The following is a 17,407-nucleotide window of genomic DNA, read 5'->3' as shown; positions in this document are numbered from 1 at the left end:
GAGATGCAGCGGGCCTGCCTTGGGGCGAGGCCTGCGCATCCTGCCGCCTCCGTTTAGTTCGATCCCGCGGCCGCGGCGGTGAAGCTACGGTCCACGGCTTTGCTGACGTCGAGCTGCTTCGGCAGGATGCCGTAGCGCGTCGAGCGATCCGAGGCGGCCTGGATCTCCTTCACCACGTTCTCGTCGATCACGATCGGGCTGGTGCGCTGCGCGGTGTAGGCCGACAGCAGCACGTCCTCCGGCAATTTTGTCAGCTCGGCCGTGTTCTTCGCGTATTCCCCGAGATGGTCCAGCGACCACAGCCGCGCCTTGTTCAGCCGCTGCACCAGGTCCTGCACCGCTGCGCGCTTGGTGGCGATGGCGTTGTCCGAGGCGACGATGAAGGTGATGGTCGGCGTCAGGCCTTCGCCGTCGGCGATCACGCGCGCCTTGTCCTTCAAGGTCGCGAACGAGACATAGGGCTCCCAGACCGCCCAGGCGTCGATCGAGCCCGCGACCAGCGCGATCTTGGCATCCACGGGGCCGAGCGGCGCGAAGGTCGCATCCTCCAGCCTGATCTGCGCCTTCTCCAGCGTCGCATCGATCAGGAACTGGCCCCAGCCGCCACGCGTGCCGGCGAGGCGCTTACCCCTAAGATCGGCCGCCGACTTGATCGGCGAATCCTGGCGCACGAGGATCGCCTGTGTCTTCGCGTCCGAACGCGTGCCACCGATCGCCTTGATCGGCGCGCCCGCCGCATAGACCGAGAGGAAGGAGAGGTCGCCGGTGTAGCCGACGTCGAGCGCGCCGGCATTGAGCGCCTCGAGGATCGGCGCCGCCGCGGGGAATTCCGACCATTCGATCTTGTAGGGCAGGTCCTTTGCGTAGCCGGAGATTTCGAGCAGCGAACGGTTGCCGCCCTTCTGGTCGCCGACGCGCAGCACGACGGTCTCGGCCGCGAGGGATGCAACGGCCGTCGACAGGGTGATGGCGGCGGCCAGCAGCGAGGTGGCGAGCCGGCGGGTGATGGAATGATCGTGGGAGTTGATGCTCATTGGATCCGTCTTGTTGCGTCGCTCACGAGGCGTGAGCGGACGATGCAGCGAGACGATCGAGTCTATGGCCGCGCAGTCCGCAGTCAATGAAATGGCCAACCGTATTGCGCTCGCGATCGGCAAGGACGTTTCAACGAAGTGCTGCTTTCGAGAACGTGCGGCGTGCGCAGCGGAAGACGCGCACGGATGAAGCCGGCAACGGAGTCGCCGCGCAGTTTGCAAGGCGATGCGGCAGCGAAAATCCTTCATCGTTCCCGCACGCCCCGATGGAGAGAATGACTTCGCTTCGCCTCACATTCGAAATTCCATTTCATTGACGATGCGGCGACTGGGCCGCATGATTTGCGCATCGCATCAACGCGACGCGAAAAGCGCCAGCGAAGAATATTCTCTCGACGCAGCTCCGTACGGAACATGCGCAACGCTATGCGCTGCGCGGACGGCGGAGCCGTGCCAACTCAGGAGCGGGGCTGATGGACAAGAATGACACGCGCGGCGGATCGCGCCTCGACCGACGTCATCTGCTGCAGGCGGGCCTAGCTGCGGCGTTCGCCGCGCCGCTTGGCGCCTTTGGCGCAGCTCAGGCCTTCGCACCGCGTGCCATCGCGCCCGGCGTCGACTTCTCGGAGTTTCCGCTGTGCCGCACGGCTTCCGATGCGCCCGCGCTCACGGGCGCGCCGCGCAAGCTGAAACTGTCGTGGAATGCGGGCGCGGTTTGTCTTGCGCCGGTGCCGGTCGCGATCGAGCACGGCTTCTTCCAGAAGCACAATCTCGACGTCGAGCTCGTCAATTATTCCGGCTCGACCGACCAGCTGCTCGAGGCGATCGCGACGGGCAAGAGCGATGCCGGCCTCGGCATGGCGCTGCGCTGGCTGAAGCCGCTGGAGCAGGGCTTTGACGTCAAGATCGCCGCGGGCACCCACGGCGGCTGCATGCGCGTGCTGTCGCGCACCAACTCCGGTGTAGCCAAGCTCGCCGATCTCAAGGGCAAGATCGTCGCGGTCGGCGATCTCGCCGGTCCCGACAAGAACTTCTTCTCGATCCAATTGGCAAAACTCGGCATCGATCCGGTGAAGGACGTCGACTGGCGCGCCTATCCCGGCAACCTGCTCAACGTCGCCGTGGAGAAGGGCGAGGTGCAGGCCTTCCTGTCCTCCGATCCGCTCGCCTATCTCTGGCTCAAGGACACGCAATACAAGGAAGTCGCCTCGAACCTCGATGGCGAGTACCGCGAGAAGAGCTGCTGCATCCTCGGCCTGCGCGGCGGCCTGGTGCGTGAGGAGCCGCAGGTCGCGCGCGCCATCACCCAGGCGCTGCTCGACGCCGCGATGTTCACCTCGCAAAATTCGGCGGTGGCGGCGAAATCGTTCCAGCCCTACGCGCCGAAGGCGGCGACGCTCGCCGACATCGAGGGCATGGTGCGCTACCACACCCACCATCATCATCCCGTCGGCGACGTGCTCAAGCGCGAACTGAAGGCCTATGCCGACGATCTCAAGAGCGTGCAGGTCTTCAAGCAGAGCACCGACACCGCCAAATTCGCGGAGCGCATCTATGTCGACGTATTCGCTGTCTGACGGCCTTGCCTCCGGCGCGCCGCGCGCCTCGCGTGCGCCGCTGCTGGCGACCTGGATCCGGGAGTCCGGCGTCGGCGTGCTCGCCAGCATCGCCTGGATCGCCTTCGGCCTGTCCTGCCTGTGGTGGGAGGACGTGGGCGACTGGTCGCGGACGCATTCGCTCGGCATCGCCGCCTTCATTATCGCGGCGATCGCGCTGTTCGGAACCGCCGGCGCGGATTATCTCGGCTCCGCCGGCAAGGCCTTGCATAAGCGCGCGCCGTGGCTGGTCGCGATTGGCGCTTTCCTGACGGTGTGGGAAGTGGCGACTGCGAAATTCGCCTGGCTGCCGCTGCCGTTCTTTCCGCCGCCGCAGGCGATCATCGAGGTCTATACCGACGATCTGCCAAAACTGCTCGACAGCGTCTTCGCCTCGATCAAGCTCCAGCTCGGCGGTTATCTGATCGGCGCGACGGTCGGCTTTGTGACCGGCGTCTCGATCGGCTGGTCGCGCGCGGTCGGCTATTGGGTGCATCCGGTGCTGCGCTTCATCGGACCGCTGCCGGCAACGGCCTGGCTGCCGATTGCCTTCTTCACCTTCCCATCGAGCTGGAGCGCCTCGACCTTCCTGATCGCGCTGGCGACCGGCTTTCCCGTCACGGTGCTGACCTGGTCCGGTGTCGCGAGTGTCAGCAACGCCTATTACGACGTCGCGCGCACGCTGGGTGCAAAGCCGTCCTTCCTGGTGCTGAAAGTCGCAATCCCCGCGGCGCTGCCGCATGTCTTCGTCGGCCTGTTCATGGGGCTCGGCTCCTCCTTCGCCGTGCTCGTCGTCGCGGAGATGATCGGCGTCAAGGCCGGGCTCGGCTGGTACCTGCAATGGGCGCAGGGCTGGGCCGCCTACGCCAACATGTACGCGGCGCTGATCGTGATGTCGCTGCTCTGCTCCGGGGCGATCACGCTGCTGTTTTCGATCCGCGATCGCCTGCTGGTCTGGCAGAAGGGTACCGTCAAATGGTAGAGGCAGCTTTCGCCGAGGCGATCGCGCGTCCACCCGCCGGCGCCGCGCTCGACATCGAGCAGGTCAGCCACGCCTTCGACATCGACGGCGCCGAGCTGCCTGTTCTCAGCGACGTCAGCATCTCGGTCGAGCCCGGCGAATTCGTCGCGCTGCTCGGCCCGTCCGGCTGTGGCAAGTCGACCTTGCTGCGCCTCGTTGCTGGCCTCGACAAGCCCAAGGCGGGCAGGCTGCGGGAGGATGAGGAGCGCATCAGACATCCGCATCCCTCCCGCGTCGTCGTGTTCCAGGATCCGACGCTGTTTCCCTGGCGGTCGGTCTGGGACAACGTCGCCCTCGGCCTCGAGGCCCAGGGCATCCTCAAGAGCCAGCGTCACCGCGTCGACGCCGCGCTCGATCTCGTCGGGCTGTCGTCGTTCCGCAGCGCCTATCCGCATCAGCTCTCCGGCGGCATGGCGCAGCGCGTCGCGCTGGCGCGCGCATTGGTCAACGATCCCAAGATCCTGATCCTCGACGAGCCGCTGGGAAAACTGGATTCCCTGACCCGCATCACCATGCAGGCCGAGCTCGTGTCGCTCTGGCAGCGCAAAGGCTTTACCACGCTGCTGGTGACGCATGATGCAGAGGAAGCGCTGGTTCTCGCCAACCGCGTGATCGTGTTCAGCGACCGGCCCGCGCGCGTGAAGGCCGACATCCGTATCGACCGCCCCTATCCGCGCCATCGCGGCGACCCGTATCTTGCCGATCTGCGCCGCCAGATCCTTGGCCTGTTGGGGCTGGACGCCACATGGTAACGTCTGCAGCCAAGGGCCGCACGGCTCACCGCGAACCCGACTATATCGCCCGTGCCGAGGCGCTGGCCGAAACCTTTGCCACGCGCGCGGCCGAGCACGACCGTTCGGGCAGTTTCCCCTTCCAGAATTTCCGCGAACTGTCCGAGGCCGGCCTGCTGTCGCTGACGGTGCCCGCGGCCCATGGCGGCGCCGGCGCGGGTGCGCGCTACGCCGCCCGCGTCATCGGTATCCTCGGCAAGGCCGATCCGTCGACCGCGCTCGTGCTGTCGATGCATTACATCAATCATCTGGTGATGGCGCGCAGCCCGACCTGGCCGGCGCGGCTGTCGCGCAAGCTCGCGCGCGAAAGCGTCGAAGGCCTTGCGCTGGTCAATGCGCTTCGGGTCGAGCCGGAGCTCGGCTCGCCCGCGCGCGGCGGCCTCCCGGCAACGATCGCCCGGCGCACCGAAACTGGCTGGCGTCTCACCGGCCACAAGATCTATTCGACGGGCTCGCCGATTCTGAAATGGTATCTGGTGTGGGCGCGAACCGACGAGGCCGAGCCGCGCGTCGGTCAGTTCCTGGTGCCGGCCGGCCTGCCGGGCACGCGCATCGTCGAGACCTGGGACCACCACGGCCTGCGCGCCAGCGGCAGCCATGACGTGATCTTCGACGACGTCGTGATTCCGCTGGATTCCGAGGTCGATGTGCGCAAGCCCGCGGACTGGCGCGCGCCCGACGTCACGCAGGCGACCGTCCACACGATCCTGGTCGCCGCGATCTATGACGGCGTCGCCCGCGCGGCGCGCGACTGGCTGGTGACCTTCCTGAAGACACGGGTGCCCGGCAGCCTCGGCGCGCCGCTGGCGACCTTGCCGCGGGCGCAGGAAATCCTCGGCGGCATCGAGGCGCGGCTCGCGGTCAACGCACGCTTGATCGACAGTTTTGCTTCCGATTTCGACGACGGCTTGCGGCTCGGCGCGATCGAGCCCAACATCATCAAACTGACGGTGACGAATAACGCCGTGGCCGCAGTGGAGGACGCCTTGTCGCTGACCAGCAATCACGGTCTGTCGCGCAAAAATCCGCTGGAGCGGCATTACCGCGACGTGCTCTGCGGTCGCGTTCACACTCCCCAGGACGACTCTACGAAAATCTCCGCAGGGCGCGCAGCGCTTGACGTCTGACCCCATCACTTACAAGGAGTTCCCCGATGTCGGTCGAGTTCATCGGCTTTATCGCCAACAGCAATGCTTCCGAGACCATCGTGCGCCAGGGACCGGTGCTCGATCCGAACTATATCGAGACGGTCGCGAAGGCGCATGAACTCGCCGGCTTCGACCGCGCGTTGCTTGCGTTCCATTCGACCACGCCGGATGCGCTTCAGGTCGCCCAGCACGTGCTGACCATCACCAAAAAGCTCAAGGTGATGATCGCCCAGCGCCCGGGCTTCACCGCGCCGACGCTGCTTGCGCGCCAACTCGCCACGCTCGACCAGCTCTATGGCGGCCGCGTCTCGCTGCACGTCATCACCGGCGGCAACGCCATCGAACTCCGGCAGGACGGCAACACGCTCGACGACAAGGACGAGCGCTATGCCCGCACCAGCGAGTTCCTCGACGTGGTGCGGCTGGAATGGACCAGCGAGAAGCCGTTCAACTACAGCGGCAGATATTACACCGTCGAGAACGGCTTCTCCCAGGTGAAACCGCTGCAAAAGGGCGGCATCTATACCTTCGTCGGCGGCGGCTCGGATGCGGCGATCGAGGTCTCGGGCAAGCATGCCGACACCTTTGCCCTGTGGGGCGAATCCTATGCTCAGGTGCGCGACGTCACTGCGCGCGTGCGTGCGGCGGCGGCCAAGCATGGGCGGCCGAGCCCGCGCTTCAGTCTGTCGGTGCGGCCGATCCTCGCCGATACCGAGGAGAAAGCCTGGCAGAAGGCGGAGCACATTCTCGAACGCGCCACCGCGCTTCAGGATCAGACCGGTTACCGCCGACCCAATCACGCCACTGACGGCGCAAAGCGGCTATTGTCGCTGGCCGACCAGGGCAGCCGCATCGACAAGCGGCTCTGGACGGAGATCGCAAAGCTCACCGGCGCCAACAGCAACACCACGGCGCTGGTCGGCACGCCCGCGCAGGTCGCCGAAGTCTTCGGTGACTATTACGACCTCGGCGTCAGCCACTTCCTGATCCGTGGCTTCGATCCGCTTCCTGACGCCATCGACTACGGCCGCGAGCTGATCCCGCTGACGCGCGAGCTGGTTGCCAAGCGTCAGGCGGTTCGCGGCGAGGCGGCGGAATGATCCGCCTCATGCTGGCCGGTGCGCTGCTGTTCGGTTCGCTTGAACTGGCGGCGGCGCAAACGACCTTGCGGGTCGGAGACCAGAAGGGCAATTCGCAGGCCGTGATGGAAGCCGCCGGCGCGCTCAAGGATGTCCCCTATAAGATCGAGTGGAGGGAATTTCCGGCAGCCGCGCCGCTCTTGGAAGCGCTCAGTGCCGGCGCGATCGAGACCGGCCTCGTTGGGGATGCGCCCTTCACGTTTGCCGCTGCCTCCGGCGCACCGGTGAAGGCGATCGCCGCGATCCGGCAGACGCGCGAGGGGCTCGCCATCCTTGTGCCCGAGACTTCGCCGATCAAGAGCTTTGCCGATTTGCGCGGCAAGAAGATCGCGACCGGCCGCGGCTCGATCGGCCATCAGTTGATCCTCGCCGCGCTGGAGAAGAACGGCTGGAGTGCGAGCGACGTGCAGATCGCATTCCTGGCGCCGTCGGACGCGAAGATCGCCTACACGCAAGGCTCGGTCGACGCGTGGTCGACGTGGGAGCCCTATGTCAGCCAGGAGGAGGTGCTATTCAAGTCGCGCCGCATCATCACCTCCGAAGGCCTGACACCGGGCCTGAGCTTCCAGGTGGCGCGCCCCGACGCGATCAGGGACAAGCGCGCCGAGCTGACGGACTTCGTCCGCCGCCTCACCGCGGCGCGCGCGTGGTCGCTGAACAATGTCGACAGCTATGCCGCGACCTGGGGCAGGCTGATGAACATCCCCACAGCCGTGCCGCAGAACTGGCTCTCGCGCGCCAAGATCCGCATCGCGCCGATCGACGACGGCGTGGTCGCGGACGAGCAGAGCACGATCGATCTGTATTTCCGCTGGGGGCTGATCAAGCAGAAGCTCGATGCAGCCGAGATCGTCGACCGCTCGTTTGCGGACGCGATCGCGAAGACGGGGTTGTAGCGCGCGCTTGCGTCGGGCGGACGCGGTTCTTCCCCTCTCCCCTTGTGGGTCCTTGGGAGAGGGTGGCTCGCCGCGAAGCGGCGAGACGGGTGAGGGCTCTCCGCGATCACATCTCTGGCATTTCGAACGCGGGGATAGATGCCCCTCATCCGGCGCTACGCGCCACCTTCTCCCACAAGGGGAGAAGGAGACCACCGCTCACCTGCGTCCCTCGAAGGATTTCTTCTGCGCTCCCCTCCAGCAACAACACCCTCATTGCTATTTGCACCGCAGCTCTTGCGGCACGGTGCACCCCCGCAAAAATCAATTCGACGACCACATCGGGAGACCGGCCATGGGCCTGCAAGAAACAAAAATCGAATCGCTTCCCTTCGTCACTGCCGAACTCAACTATCTCGCGCCGACATCGGCCAAGCCGCGCACCTATGCCTTCGATCCGCCGCCCGGCGAGCCCAAGAGCACGTCACTGCCGGAGCCGCACCAGGTCCCGATCTTCGATGCACGCCTGATCGCTCAGAACTTCTCGCTGGATCGCGAGGGCTTTGCGCTGGTGCGTCACCCGACGCAGGTGAAGGACTTTTACAACGAGGAGGAAATCCGCAGCGTCTACTATCCCGCGGTCGAGGCGTTTCTGCGTGCGACGCTGAAGGCCGATCGCGTCGTCATCTTCGACCACACGGTACGCAAGCGTGTCGATGGTGCGCCGGATATCCGTGGCGGCGGTCCGCGTCAGCCGGCGACGCGCGTCCACGTCGATCAGACCGTCACCTCCGGCGCCAACCGCGTGCGCGAGCATCTGCCTGACGAGGCCGAGGAGTTGCTGAAGGGGCGCGTGCAGGTGATCAATCTGTGGCGGCCGATCCGCGGCCCGTTGCGCGATTCACCGCTCGCGATGGCGGACGGCACGACGGTTAAGCCCGATGATCTCGTCGCATCCGACCTGATCTATCCCAACCGCCGCGGCGAGACTTATTCGGTGAAATACAATCCCAGCCACCGCTGGTTCTATTTCCCCGAGATGACGCCGGACGAGGCGTTGCTGCTGAAGTGCTACGATTCCGCAACCGACGGCCGCACCCGTTTCGGGCCGCATACCGCCTTCGTCGATCCGACCACGCCGGTCGATGCGGCGCCCCGCGAAAGCATCGAAGTCCGCACGCTGGTGTTCCACCGGCAGTAACAAAGTGTGATGGCCCTGCCGGCTTCCGGCAGGGTTCCCGGAACCTGAGGAAACTAGCGACGTTTGCAGCGCCGGGCAGGCAACCCGGGAGCGGTGCCGTGCACGCGCAGACGACTCTATTGCTTGGTCTCGTGACTTTATCTCTTGCCTTGATATCCGTTGCAAAAGCCGAAAGCGGCCTTGCCTCCTATTACGGGTATGGAAAGGTCGGCAAAGGCGGCGAAATGACTTGCGCCCACCGCACGCGCCCGTTCGGCAGCGTGCTCAGGGTGTCTTACAGCGGGCGCACGATCCAGTGCCGCGTCAATGATCGCGGCCCCTTCATCCGCGGCCGCATCGTCGATCTCTCGGTCCCTGCCGCTCGTGCGCTCGGCATGATGAGCGCGGGCGTGGTGCGCGTCTCGGTGGATTAGGCCCCCGGGCGCGCTATAGTGCCGCCCGAAGCAAGGGGGCGCTATGGCCAGGATAAGGGTGGGACTCGTCGGCTGCGGCTTCGTGTCGGAGCTGCACATGTATGCGTTCCGGCGCGTCTATGGCGTGGACGTCGAGGTTGCGGCGGTCGCCGCGCGCGGCGACAAGGTCGTCGCCTTTGCCCGGCATCACAATATCCCGCGGGTCTATCGGAGCTTCGCCGAGCTGATCGCGGACGGCGAGCTCGACGTCATCGACATCTGCACCCCGCCGAACCTCCATGCGGAGATGATCGTCGCCAGCATGCAGGCCGGCAAGCACGTGATCTGCGAAAAGCCCTTCGCCGGCTATTTCGGGCGCGATGGCGACACGCAGCCGATCGGCAAGCACGTGCCGAAGGCGCTGATGTATGAGCGCGTGATCGAAGAGATGGACAGGACGCGCGCCGCGATCGAGCGGACCGGAAAGCTTTTCATGTATGCCGAGGACTGGATCTACGCGCCGGCGGTGACCAAGACCGCGGAGATCATCACGGCGACCAAGGACAAGATCCTGTTCATGAAGGGCGAGGAGAGCCATTCCGGCTCGCACGCCGCGCACGCGGCGCAATGGGCGATGACCGGCGGCGGCTCGCTGATCCGCATGGGCTGCCATCCGCTCTCGGCCGTGCTGTATCTGAAACAGGTGGAAGCCAGGGCGCGCGGCGAGAGCATCCATGTCGCCAGCGTCACCGGTGATGTCGGCAACGTCACCGCCGTGCTGAAGCCGGAGGAGCGCAGCTACATCAAGGCCAATCCCGTCGACGTCGAGGACTGGGGCACGCTCACCGCGACTTTCTCCGACGGCACCAAGGCCACCGTGTTCTCCGGCGACATGATCATGGGCGGCGTGCGCAATTTGATCGAAACCTACACGAGCGGTGGCTCGCTGTTCGCCAACATCACGCCGAACAATCATCTGACGAGCTACCAGACCAGCGAGGAGAAGCTCGCGAGCGTCTACATCACCGAAAAGGTCGACCGCAAGACCGGCTGGCAATATGTCTGCCTCGAGGAGGAGTGGACGCGCGGCTATCTGCAGGAGATCCAGGACTTCATGGAATGCGCCGCCACAGAGCGCCAGCCGCTGTCGGACCTCGCGCTGGCCTACGAGACGATCAAGGTGAACTATGCTGGTTACTGGGCGGCGGAGGAGGGGAGAAGGGTGGTGTTGTGAAAGTAACTTGTCTCCGCAGGCACGCTGTCTTCCCTTCTCCCATTGCGGGAGAAGGTGGTGCGGAGCGCCGGATGAGGGGTCTCGCTCCACTCGCTTCATCAGCAAGAAATTCACGTGCGGAGAGAGACCCCTCGCCCGGCTCGCCGCTACGCGGCGAGCCACCCTCTCCCACAAGGGGAGAGGGTGCACCGCTCGTGTAGCGAGACCTCCCTACGCCCCGTAGGTCGAGCCCTTCGGCAGCGGGAAGACCGGGTCCTGCGTCCGGATGTTGGTCGGCCACACCACCGAGATGTGCTCGCCGGCGTTCTGCATCACCACCGGTGTCGAGCGCTCGTTCTGGCCGGACAGCGGCGTGCCCGGCGGGAAGAATTTTACGCCATAGCCCTGGATGGTGCCGCCGGCCGGGATATCGACGTCGAGCGCCGCTTTCCGGATCGCCTCGGGCTCGAAGCTGCCGTATTTCTCCTTGGCGACCGGCAGCACGTCGTTGAGCAGCACCCAGGTCTGGTTGAAGCCCATCGAGCAATGCGGCGGCACGTCGGTGGCGCCGGTCTTGGTTTTGTAGCGCGTCACCATCGCGTTGATCAGATCGCCGATTCCCGGCGCGAGCTTGGCCGGATCGAGCAGCTGCGCCGGCACCGGATCGATGTTGCAGAAATTGTCGATGTCGGCGCCGAAGGTGGCGCGCAGCTTGTCGAGCTGGCTGTAGCCGGCGCCTGCCCCGAACAGCATCTTGAACCGCAATCCGCTTTCGCGCGCCTGGCGCAGGAACAGGGTGATGTCGGGGTTGTAGCCGGCATGGGAGATCACGTCGGCCTTGGCACGCTTGATCTTCGTCACCAGCACCGAGAGGTCGGGCGCTGAGGCCGAATAGCCCTCGCGCAGAACCACCTGGATGCCGGCCTGCTTGGCATAGGCCTCGTCGGCGGCGGCGACGCCGACGCCATAGGGGCCGTCCTCGTGGATCAGCGCGACCTTCACCTCGCCCGGCTCCATGCCGAGCTTGGACTTGGCATGCTCGGTGAGGAAGGCGGCGAAGGCCTGGCCGTATTGATCCGAATGGATCTGCGCGCGAAACACGTATTGCAGGTTCTTGTCCTTGAACACGGCGGTTGAGACCGCGGTCGTGATCCAGAGGATCTTCTTCTGCTGCTCGACCTTGGCCGCGAGCGGCACCGCATGCGAGCTCGCATAGACGCCGTTGAGGATGTCGATCTTCTCCTGACTGATCAGGCGCTCGGCCTCGTTGATCGCGACGTCGGGTTTGCTCTGGGAATCCGCAGCGACGGGAGCAACCTTGTACTTGCCGCCGACGCCGCCTTTCTCGTTGACGAGATCGATCGCGATCTGCGCGCCGATCGACGAGGCGACCGACCCGCCGGCGGCGAAGGGGCCGGTGAGGTCGTAGATCAGGCCGATGCGCAATGTCTCGGCTTGCGCCTGGGCCCTAGTCCAATCGAGGCTGAGTGTAGCGGCGGCAGCCGCCGTACCCTTCAGCAGCTGCCTGCGTGAAGTCGGCATCCTATCCTCCCTCAAAAAGTCTTATGACTGGTTGTCGTTTTTTGCGAAGTATTGGGAGTGCAGTAGCGGAAAGTCAACATCGCCCAAGGTCGATAGGCGCCGGCGGCAGACCCATCGCGTCGGCAAAAACCAAGGAAAACGTCCGTCCTCTCCCCGCGGAGCGATGGACCTGACCTCGGCGCGGGTCGGCTGCGAGCGATTGGCGAGCCGCGGCGTCGTCGAGCACTTCAGCGTGCTTGCAGCAGCGATGGATCGAGCGCCGCCAGCCGGGCGGGATCGAAGGGCGACAAGTCAACCTCGCGCGTTGCACCTTCGGCGATGGGCTCGGCCGTCGCTTCGCCGGTGGCGACTGTTTCGGTTCGAGCGGAAACAACCTAGCTCGCGTAGCCCCGCTCCAGCGATTGCCGCTGCCGGTGTCGGTCCAGCGCCAGATCGACGAGGCGGGTCAGCAGCTCGCCATACGGCACGCCCGAGGCTTCCATCATCTTCGGATACATGCTGATCGAGGTGAAGCCGGGCAGGGTGTTGATCTCGTTGAAATAGAACTCACCAGTTTTGCGGTCGAGGAAGAAGTCGACGCGCGCGAAGCCGCTGCATTCGAGTGCCGCGAACACCCGCGTCGCCAGCGACCGCACGCGTTCCATCTGCGCGGCATCCAGCCTGGCTGGAAGGTCGACCCGGGCGCCGTCAGGGTCGAGATACTTGGCCTCGTAGGAATAGAACTCGTGATGCGCATTGGGATTCAGCTCGCTGGCGAGGCTGGCGAACAGCGTCTCGCCCTCGAGCACCGCGACCTCGATCTCGCGCGCGTCGATGCCCTGTTCGACCAGCACCTTGACGTCGTAGCGGAACGCATCGTCGAGGGCGGCTGCGAGCGCATCCCAATCCTTCACCTTGTGAATGCCGACACTGGAGCCCATGTTGCACGGCTTGACGAAGACCGGCAGACTCAGGCCCTCGCTCACCTTCGCAAGCGACGACGATCGGTCCTGAACGAAGGTCGTGCGGGTGAGCACGCGATAGGGCGCAACCGGAATGTCGGCGAATTCGGCGAGTCGCTTGGCGACATCCTTGTCCATGCTGACGGCGGAGGCGAGCACCCCCGAACCGACATAGGCGACGTCGGCCAGTTCCAGCAGGCCCTGCACGGTGCCATCCTCGCAAAGCGGCCCGTGGATCACTGGAAAGACGACGTCGATATGGATCGGGTCCATCGTCCCCGCGGTTACAGGCACGAGGGCGACGCGTCCGTCAGGTTCTCTGGCGAGCCGTATCTCGGGCGCTTCGGGCAGGATCGGCAAGGACGTCGTCTGCGCCAGATCGAGCGAGCCAAGATCGTTCCATTGCCACCGACCTTCCTTGTCGATGGAGACCGGGATCACCTCGAAGCGGGTGCGGTCGAGATGCCTGAATACGGAGGCCGCCGATTTCAGCGAGACCTCATGCTCGCCGGACCGGCCGCCATAGAGAACAACGACCCGAATTTTCTCTGCCATGGCTCAATTATGACGTGCTCTGTCCGAAAGTCACCTCTGTTGCCCGGCTGGCGCATCGATCGAAATAGTTCGGCGCCGGCGAGGCCCGCCGGCGCCGTGTCGTATCAAGGCTCGCTGCGTTTCAGCCCGGCCCCGCGCCCTGCGTCGCCGTATACACCGCATAGAGCGACTGGCTCGCGGCCATGAACAGGCGGTTGCGCTTGGGACCGCCGAAGCAGACGTTGCCGCAGACTTCGGGCAGACGGATGCGGCCGAGCAGCTTGCCTTCCGGCGACCACACCGTCACGCCGCTGTAGCCGACGGCGCGGCCGGCATTGCTGGAGGACCAGACATTGCCGTTGACGTCGCAGCGCAGGCCGTCGGGCCCGCACTTCACGCCGTCGATCACGCAATCGCTGAACTTCTTGAGATTGGAGAGCTTGTTGTCCGTGCCGACGTCGAAGACGAAAATTTCGCCGTTGCCGCCGGGGCCGGTATCGCCCGGTCCCTTGCCGGTCGAGGCGATGTAGAGCTTCTTGTAGTCGGGCGAGAAGCACAGGCCGTTCGGATCGGGCACCTGGTCCTCGGTGACGACGAGATCGATGCGGCCGGAGGGATCGATGCGATAGCAGTTGGTCGGCAGCTCGCGCTTGCCCGGCACGAAGCCGGCCGGCTGTCCGATCCGCGGATTGAGCTTGCCGCTCGCGTTGCTCGGGCCGCCCGCGACGTCAGGCTCGCCTTCATAGAGCTGGCCGCCATAGGGCGGATCGGTGAACCAGTAGCTGCCGTCGGGATGCGCGGCAATGTCGTTCGGCGAGTTCAGCCGCTTGCCCTGATAGGAATCCGCCAGCACCGTGGCGGTGCCGTCATGCTCGTAGCGCGTCACCCGGCGCGTCAGGTGCTCGCAGGAGAGCTGGCGGCCCTGGAAGTCGAAGGAGTTGCCGTTGGAATTGTTGGAGGGCGAGCGGAAGACGCTGACGCGGCCGTCGTCCTCGGTCCAGCGCATTTGCCGGTTGTTGGGAATGTCGCTCCAGAGCAGATAACGCCCCTGTGCGCTCCATGCCGGACCCTCCGCCCACAACAGGCCGGTGTAGAGACGCTTGATCGCGGTGTTGGGCTGCGCGAGATCGTTGAAGGACGGATCGACCGCGATGATGTCGGGGTCCCAGAAATAGGTGGTCGGCGCGCCGCCCGGGCCGAAATCGCGCGGCGGTGTGGTGATCGTCGTCGGCGGTGCGGCAGGCCCGGTCTGGGCCAGCGCGGGGCCAGCCATTGTGGCGGCGGCGCCGAGCGCCAGTCCCCGGACAAGTGTTCGTCGTGAAAGCGCAGCATCCTGCGCACGCTGCTCCTGCTCAGGAGCCTCCTGGCGTGTCATCGCGTCCTCCCGGTCATGTTCGGCTGGCCGGTTGATCCGGCCGAGCGAGGCGAAGGTTAATCCGGTCCGCGTTCGGTTGCGAGGGGCAGCTTCGCAGCCTCAGCGCGATGCCGCGGGGTCGCCGCAACATTGCCGCATTGCGGCTGTGCGAAGCTGCACGGCGACAATTCGCCTCGGCCGCCGGCGGTCAAGCGGGGCCGATTTCGGGGTGTGTCAAGCCTTGACCTCGTGCCCGATGCTGGCAGAACGATGCGCGGGGCAAATACCGGGAGTCTCTGTGCTAGCCGTCGTTGCACTGGTCATTGCACTCGCCGTCGCGTTCGCCGCTGGCTATTTCACCCGCGATCTCGCCTCCCGCAAACGTCGGGCGGAGGCGCGGCGCTGGCGGGAATACAGCGAGCCGGGCTGGCTGCGCGCTGCCGCGCCCGCCAACACCAACGAAGCCGCGAATTCCAACGCAGTTGCAAAGCTAGCCACCGGCGAGCTCGGCCAGATGCTGGACCGCTGGGAGAGCAGGGCGCGCGCCCGCCGCGCGGGCTAGTCTGTCGCAGCTTCCTTATTTCGGAAGGAGCGAAGCACAATAAGGGCCTTTGCATCGCGAGGACGAGCAGCAATCGCGAACCAGGTCAGCCGTCCTGACCATCTTTTGGCGTTGCAGTTGCGGCCATTTCTCGTCTAGAAACAGACCCATCGAGCCTCCCGGCAACCAACCGTCAACGGTTTTGACCGAGGATTTTGGGGCTCAAAAGGGTCCGGCAATGCTGATTCGTGGCCAAATCGATGGGATTTCGACGGAGGTGGCTCTGGCCGCCGCCACGATCCCGGCCGCGCTGCCCACCCTCCTTCTCGGCGGGCTTCTTCTTAGCTGCCCCTGAGGGCCGGCTGGGCGCTGCGCGCCTGGGCACTCAGGGGGTTGCTCGAGATCACCGGACACCTCAGGCGCCCAGAAGACTGACGGCGCAAAAGCTCAAAAGGAAACTTGCAATGGCCCCCGCGAACAAGTCCGATAAGGACCGCGTCATTATTTTCGACACCACGCTGCGCGACGGCGAGCAGTGCCCCGGCGCCACCATGACCTTCGAGGAGAAGCTCGAGGTCGCGGAGCTGCTGGATGACATGGGCGTCGATGTCATCGAGGCCGGCTTCCCCATCACCTCCGAAGGCGACTTCCAGGCCGTCAGCGAGATCGCCCGCCGCTCCAAGAACTCCGTCATCGCCGGCCTGTCGCGCGCGCATCCCGCCGACATCGACCGCTGCGCCGAGGCGGTGAAATTCGCCAAGCGCGGCCGCGTCCACACCGTGATCGCGACCTCGCCGCTGCATATGCGGGTGAAGCTCAACAAGACCCCGGAGCAGGTGATCGAGACGTCGGTTGCGATGGTCGCGCGAGCCCGCAACCAGATCGACGACGTCGAATGGTCGGCCGAGGACGGCACGCGCAGCGAGATGGATTTTCTCTGCCGCATCGTCGAGGCCGTGATCAAGGCCGGCGCCACCACGGTGAACATCCCCGACACCGTCGGCTACACGGTGCCGGAGGAATACGCCCACTTCATGAAGACGCTGATCGAGCGCGTGCCGAACTCGGACAAGGCGGTGTTCTCGGTCCACTGCCATAACGATCTCGGCATGGCGGTAGCGAACTCGCTGGCCGGCATCGTCGGCGGCGCGCGTCAGGTCGAGTGCACCATCAACGGCATCGGCGAGCGCGCCGGCAACGCTGCGCTCGAAGAGATCGTGATGGCGATCAACGTCCGCAACGACAAATTCCCGTACTGGAACAAGATCGACACCACGCAGCTGACCCGCGCGTCGAAGGTAGTGTCGGCGGCGACCTCGTTTCCCGTCCAGTACAACAAGGCGATCGTCGGGCGGAACGCCTTCGCGCATGAGAGCGGCATCCATCAGGACGGCGTGCTGAAGGACGCTTCGACCTACGAGATCATGCGGCCCGAGATGGTCGGCCTGAAACAGTCCTCGCTGGTGCTCGGCAAGCATTCCGGCCGCCACGCCTTCGTGCACAAGCTGGAGGAGATGGGCTACAAGCTCGGCCCGAACCAGCTGGAAGATGCGTTCACGCGGATGAAGGCGCTCGCCGACCGCAAGAAGGACATCTACGACGAGGACATCGAGGCGCTGGTCGACGAGGAGATGGCGGCCTCGCACGACCGCATCAAGCTGACCTCGCTGACCGTGATCGCCGGCACCCATGGCCCGCAGCGGGCGACCATGAAGCTCGACGTCGACGGCCAGATCAAGATCGAGGAGGCCGAGGGCAACGGTCCGGTGGATGCCGTGTTCAACTGCATCAAGCGCCTGGTGCCGCACGAGGCCAAGCTCGAGCTGTACCAGGTCCACGCCGTGACCGAAGGCACCGACGCGCAGGCGGAGGTGTCGGTGCGGCTGTCGCAGGACGGCCGCTCGATGACGGCGCGCGCGGCCGATCCCGACACGCTGGTGGCCTCGGCCAAGGCCTATCTCGGCGCGCTCAACAAGATCGTCATGAAGCGCCAACGCGATACGGTGACGACGGCAGCGGCGGGCTGACGCTGCCTGTCCTTGCCTCTCCCGCTTGCGGGAGAGGCCGACGCCGGAAGGGCGGGGGG

At 65.5% G+C, this 17,407-nt stretch carries 15 protein-coding genes; 11 read left to right on the top strand and 4 right to left on the bottom strand.

All coding sequences use genetic code 11. The features are described from left to right. Positions 1-53: 53 nt before the first annotated feature. The gene (locus ACRQ5Q_RS33565; protein WP_439369887.1) at positions 54-1,034 is read right to left on the bottom strand and encodes an ABC transporter substrate-binding protein; all 981 of its coding nucleotides are present in this window, start codon (positions 1,032-1,034) and stop codon (positions 54-56) included. A 473-nt stretch (positions 1,035-1,507) separates the two neighbouring features. Between ACRQ5Q_RS33565 and ACRQ5Q_RS33560 the strand changes: the two genes are divergently transcribed. The 9 genes from ACRQ5Q_RS33560 to ACRQ5Q_RS33520 all read left to right on the top strand — a co-directional run bounded on the left by ACRQ5Q_RS33560 (position 1,508) and on the right by ACRQ5Q_RS33520 (position 10,430). Beyond that, positions 1,508-2,611, top strand: a complete 1,104-nt coding sequence (locus ACRQ5Q_RS33560) for an ABC transporter substrate-binding protein (protein ID WP_439394215.1) — start codon at positions 1,508-1,510, stop codon at positions 2,609-2,611. Then, the gene (locus ACRQ5Q_RS33555) at positions 2,589-3,611 is read left to right on the top strand and encodes an ABC transporter permease (RefSeq protein ID WP_439369885.1); all 1,023 of its coding nucleotides are present in this window, start codon (positions 2,589-2,591) and stop codon (positions 3,609-3,611) included. Before ACRQ5Q_RS33560 ends, ACRQ5Q_RS33555 begins: the two co-directional genes overlap by 23 nt. Further along, positions 3,605-4,402: an ABC transporter ATP-binding protein gene (locus ACRQ5Q_RS33550; RefSeq protein WP_439394213.1), complete on the top strand. Its 798-nt coding sequence runs from the start codon at positions 3,605-3,607 to the stop codon at positions 4,400-4,402. Before ACRQ5Q_RS33555 ends, ACRQ5Q_RS33550 begins: the two co-directional genes overlap by 7 nt. Further along, a complete protein-coding gene (locus tag ACRQ5Q_RS33545; RefSeq protein ID WP_439394211.1) occupies positions 4,396-5,568 on the top strand; it encodes an acyl-CoA dehydrogenase family protein in 1,173 nt (390 codons plus the stop codon). Before ACRQ5Q_RS33550 ends, ACRQ5Q_RS33545 begins: the two co-directional genes overlap by 7 nt. 26 nt (positions 5,569-5,594) lie before the next feature. Next, positions 5,595-6,689, top strand: coding sequence for an LLM class flavin-dependent oxidoreductase (locus ACRQ5Q_RS33540; RefSeq protein WP_439369881.1), 1,095 nt, complete (start codon positions 5,595-5,597; stop codon positions 6,687-6,689). Further along, entirely contained in the window at positions 6,686-7,624 is a 939-nt protein-coding gene (locus ACRQ5Q_RS33535; RefSeq protein WP_439394209.1) for an ABC transporter substrate-binding protein, read from the top strand. Before ACRQ5Q_RS33540 ends, ACRQ5Q_RS33535 begins: the two co-directional genes overlap by 4 nt. Before the next feature lie 334 nt (positions 7,625-7,958). Further along, positions 7,959-8,804 (top strand): CmcJ/NvfI family oxidoreductase, encoded by an 846-nt coding sequence (locus tag ACRQ5Q_RS33530; protein ID WP_439369878.1) that lies wholly within the window; start codon positions 7,959-7,961, stop codon positions 8,802-8,804. 98 nt (positions 8,805-8,902) lie between these two features. Beyond that, positions 8,903-9,217 carry a septal ring lytic transglycosylase RlpA family protein gene (locus tag ACRQ5Q_RS33525; RefSeq protein WP_439369877.1) on the top strand — a complete coding sequence of 105 codons (315 nt, stop codon included), beginning with the start codon at positions 8,903-8,905 and terminating at the stop codon, positions 9,215-9,217. Positions 9,218-9,260: 43 nt separating this feature from the next. Then, complete coding sequence (locus ACRQ5Q_RS33520; protein ID WP_439394207.1) at positions 9,261-10,430, top strand: Gfo/Idh/MocA family protein; 1,170 nt, start codon at positions 9,261-9,263, stop codon at positions 10,428-10,430. Between the two features lie 210 nt (positions 10,431-10,640). On the opposite strand, the gene ACRQ5Q_RS33515 is transcribed toward ACRQ5Q_RS33520, so the two are convergent. The 3 genes from ACRQ5Q_RS33515 to ACRQ5Q_RS33505 form a co-directional block, all read right to left on the bottom strand. Then, the gene (locus ACRQ5Q_RS33515; protein ID WP_439394205.1) at positions 10,641-11,951 is read right to left on the bottom strand and encodes an ABC transporter substrate-binding protein; all 1,311 of its coding nucleotides are present in this window, start codon (positions 11,949-11,951) and stop codon (positions 10,641-10,643) included. A 374-nt stretch (positions 11,952-12,325) separates the two neighbouring features. Continuing rightward, the gene (locus ACRQ5Q_RS33510; RefSeq protein ID WP_439369872.1) at positions 12,326-13,447 is read right to left on the bottom strand and encodes a D-alanine--D-alanine ligase family protein; all 1,122 of its coding nucleotides are present in this window, start codon (positions 13,445-13,447) and stop codon (positions 12,326-12,328) included. A gap of 121 nt (positions 13,448-13,568) precedes the next feature. Continuing rightward, positions 13,569-14,801, bottom strand: a complete 1,233-nt coding sequence (locus ACRQ5Q_RS33505) for an SMP-30/gluconolactonase/LRE family protein (protein ID WP_439369871.1) — start codon at positions 14,799-14,801, stop codon at positions 13,569-13,571. A gap of 277 nt (positions 14,802-15,078) precedes the next feature. Here ACRQ5Q_RS33505 and ACRQ5Q_RS33500 point away from each other — a divergent pair, with 277 nt between their 5' ends. Next, positions 15,079-15,342 (top strand): hypothetical protein, encoded by a 264-nt coding sequence (locus ACRQ5Q_RS33500; RefSeq protein ID WP_439369869.1) that lies wholly within the window; start codon positions 15,079-15,081, stop codon positions 15,340-15,342. A gap of 443 nt (positions 15,343-15,785) precedes the next feature. Next, the gene (locus ACRQ5Q_RS33495; protein WP_439369868.1) at positions 15,786-17,348 is read left to right on the top strand and encodes a 2-isopropylmalate synthase; all 1,563 of its coding nucleotides are present in this window, start codon (positions 15,786-15,788) and stop codon (positions 17,346-17,348) included. Positions 17,349-17,407: the final 59 nt, after the last annotated feature.

The organism is Bradyrhizobium sp. PMVTL-01 (genome assembly GCF_051861855.1).
GTDB lineage: Bacteria > Pseudomonadota > Alphaproteobacteria > Rhizobiales > Xanthobacteraceae > Bradyrhizobium.
The sequence above is the reverse complement of the archived record's forward strand: the minus strand, read 5'-3'. Positions and strand labels throughout refer to the sequence as shown.

Excerpts from the sequence above, each read along its gene's own strand:
- ACRQ5Q_RS33560 (WP_439394215.1), top strand. The coding sequence starts at position 1,508 with ATGGACAAGAATGACACGCGCGGCGGATCGCGCCTCGACCGACGTCAT.
- ACRQ5Q_RS33530 (WP_439369878.1), top strand. The coding sequence starts at position 7,959 with ATGGGCCTGCAAGAAACAAAAATCGAATCGCTTCCCTTCGTCACTGCC.
- ACRQ5Q_RS33515 (WP_439394205.1), bottom strand. The coding sequence starts at position 11,951 with ATGCCGACTTCACGCAGGCAGCTGCTGAAGGGTACGGCGGCTGCCGCC.
- ACRQ5Q_RS33540 (WP_439369881.1), top strand. The coding sequence starts at position 5,595 with ATGTCGGTCGAGTTCATCGGCTTTATCGCCAACAGCAATGCTTCCGAG.
- ACRQ5Q_RS33565 (WP_439369887.1), bottom strand. The coding sequence starts at position 1,034 with ATGAGCATCAACTCCCACGATCATTCCATCACCCGCCGGCTCGCCACC.
- ACRQ5Q_RS33545 (WP_439394211.1), top strand. The coding sequence starts at position 4,396 with ATGGTAACGTCTGCAGCCAAGGGCCGCACGGCTCACCGCGAACCCGAC.
- ACRQ5Q_RS33510 (WP_439369872.1), bottom strand. The coding sequence starts at position 13,447 with ATGGCAGAGAAAATTCGGGTCGTTGTTCTCTATGGCGGCCGGTCCGGC.
- ACRQ5Q_RS33555 (WP_439369885.1), top strand. The coding sequence starts at position 2,589 with ATGTCGACGTATTCGCTGTCTGACGGCCTTGCCTCCGGCGCGCCGCGC.
- ACRQ5Q_RS33550 (WP_439394213.1), top strand. The coding sequence starts at position 3,605 with ATGGTAGAGGCAGCTTTCGCCGAGGCGATCGCGCGTCCACCCGCCGGC.
- ACRQ5Q_RS33495 (WP_439369868.1), top strand. The coding sequence starts at position 15,786 with ATGGCCCCCGCGAACAAGTCCGATAAGGACCGCGTCATTATTTTCGAC.
- ACRQ5Q_RS33535 (WP_439394209.1), top strand. The coding sequence starts at position 6,686 with ATGATCCGCCTCATGCTGGCCGGTGCGCTGCTGTTCGGTTCGCTTGAA.
- ACRQ5Q_RS33520 (WP_439394207.1), top strand. The coding sequence starts at position 9,261 with ATGGCCAGGATAAGGGTGGGACTCGTCGGCTGCGGCTTCGTGTCGGAG.
- ACRQ5Q_RS33505 (WP_439369871.1), bottom strand. The coding sequence starts at position 14,801 with ATGACACGCCAGGAGGCTCCTGAGCAGGAGCAGCGTGCGCAGGATGCT.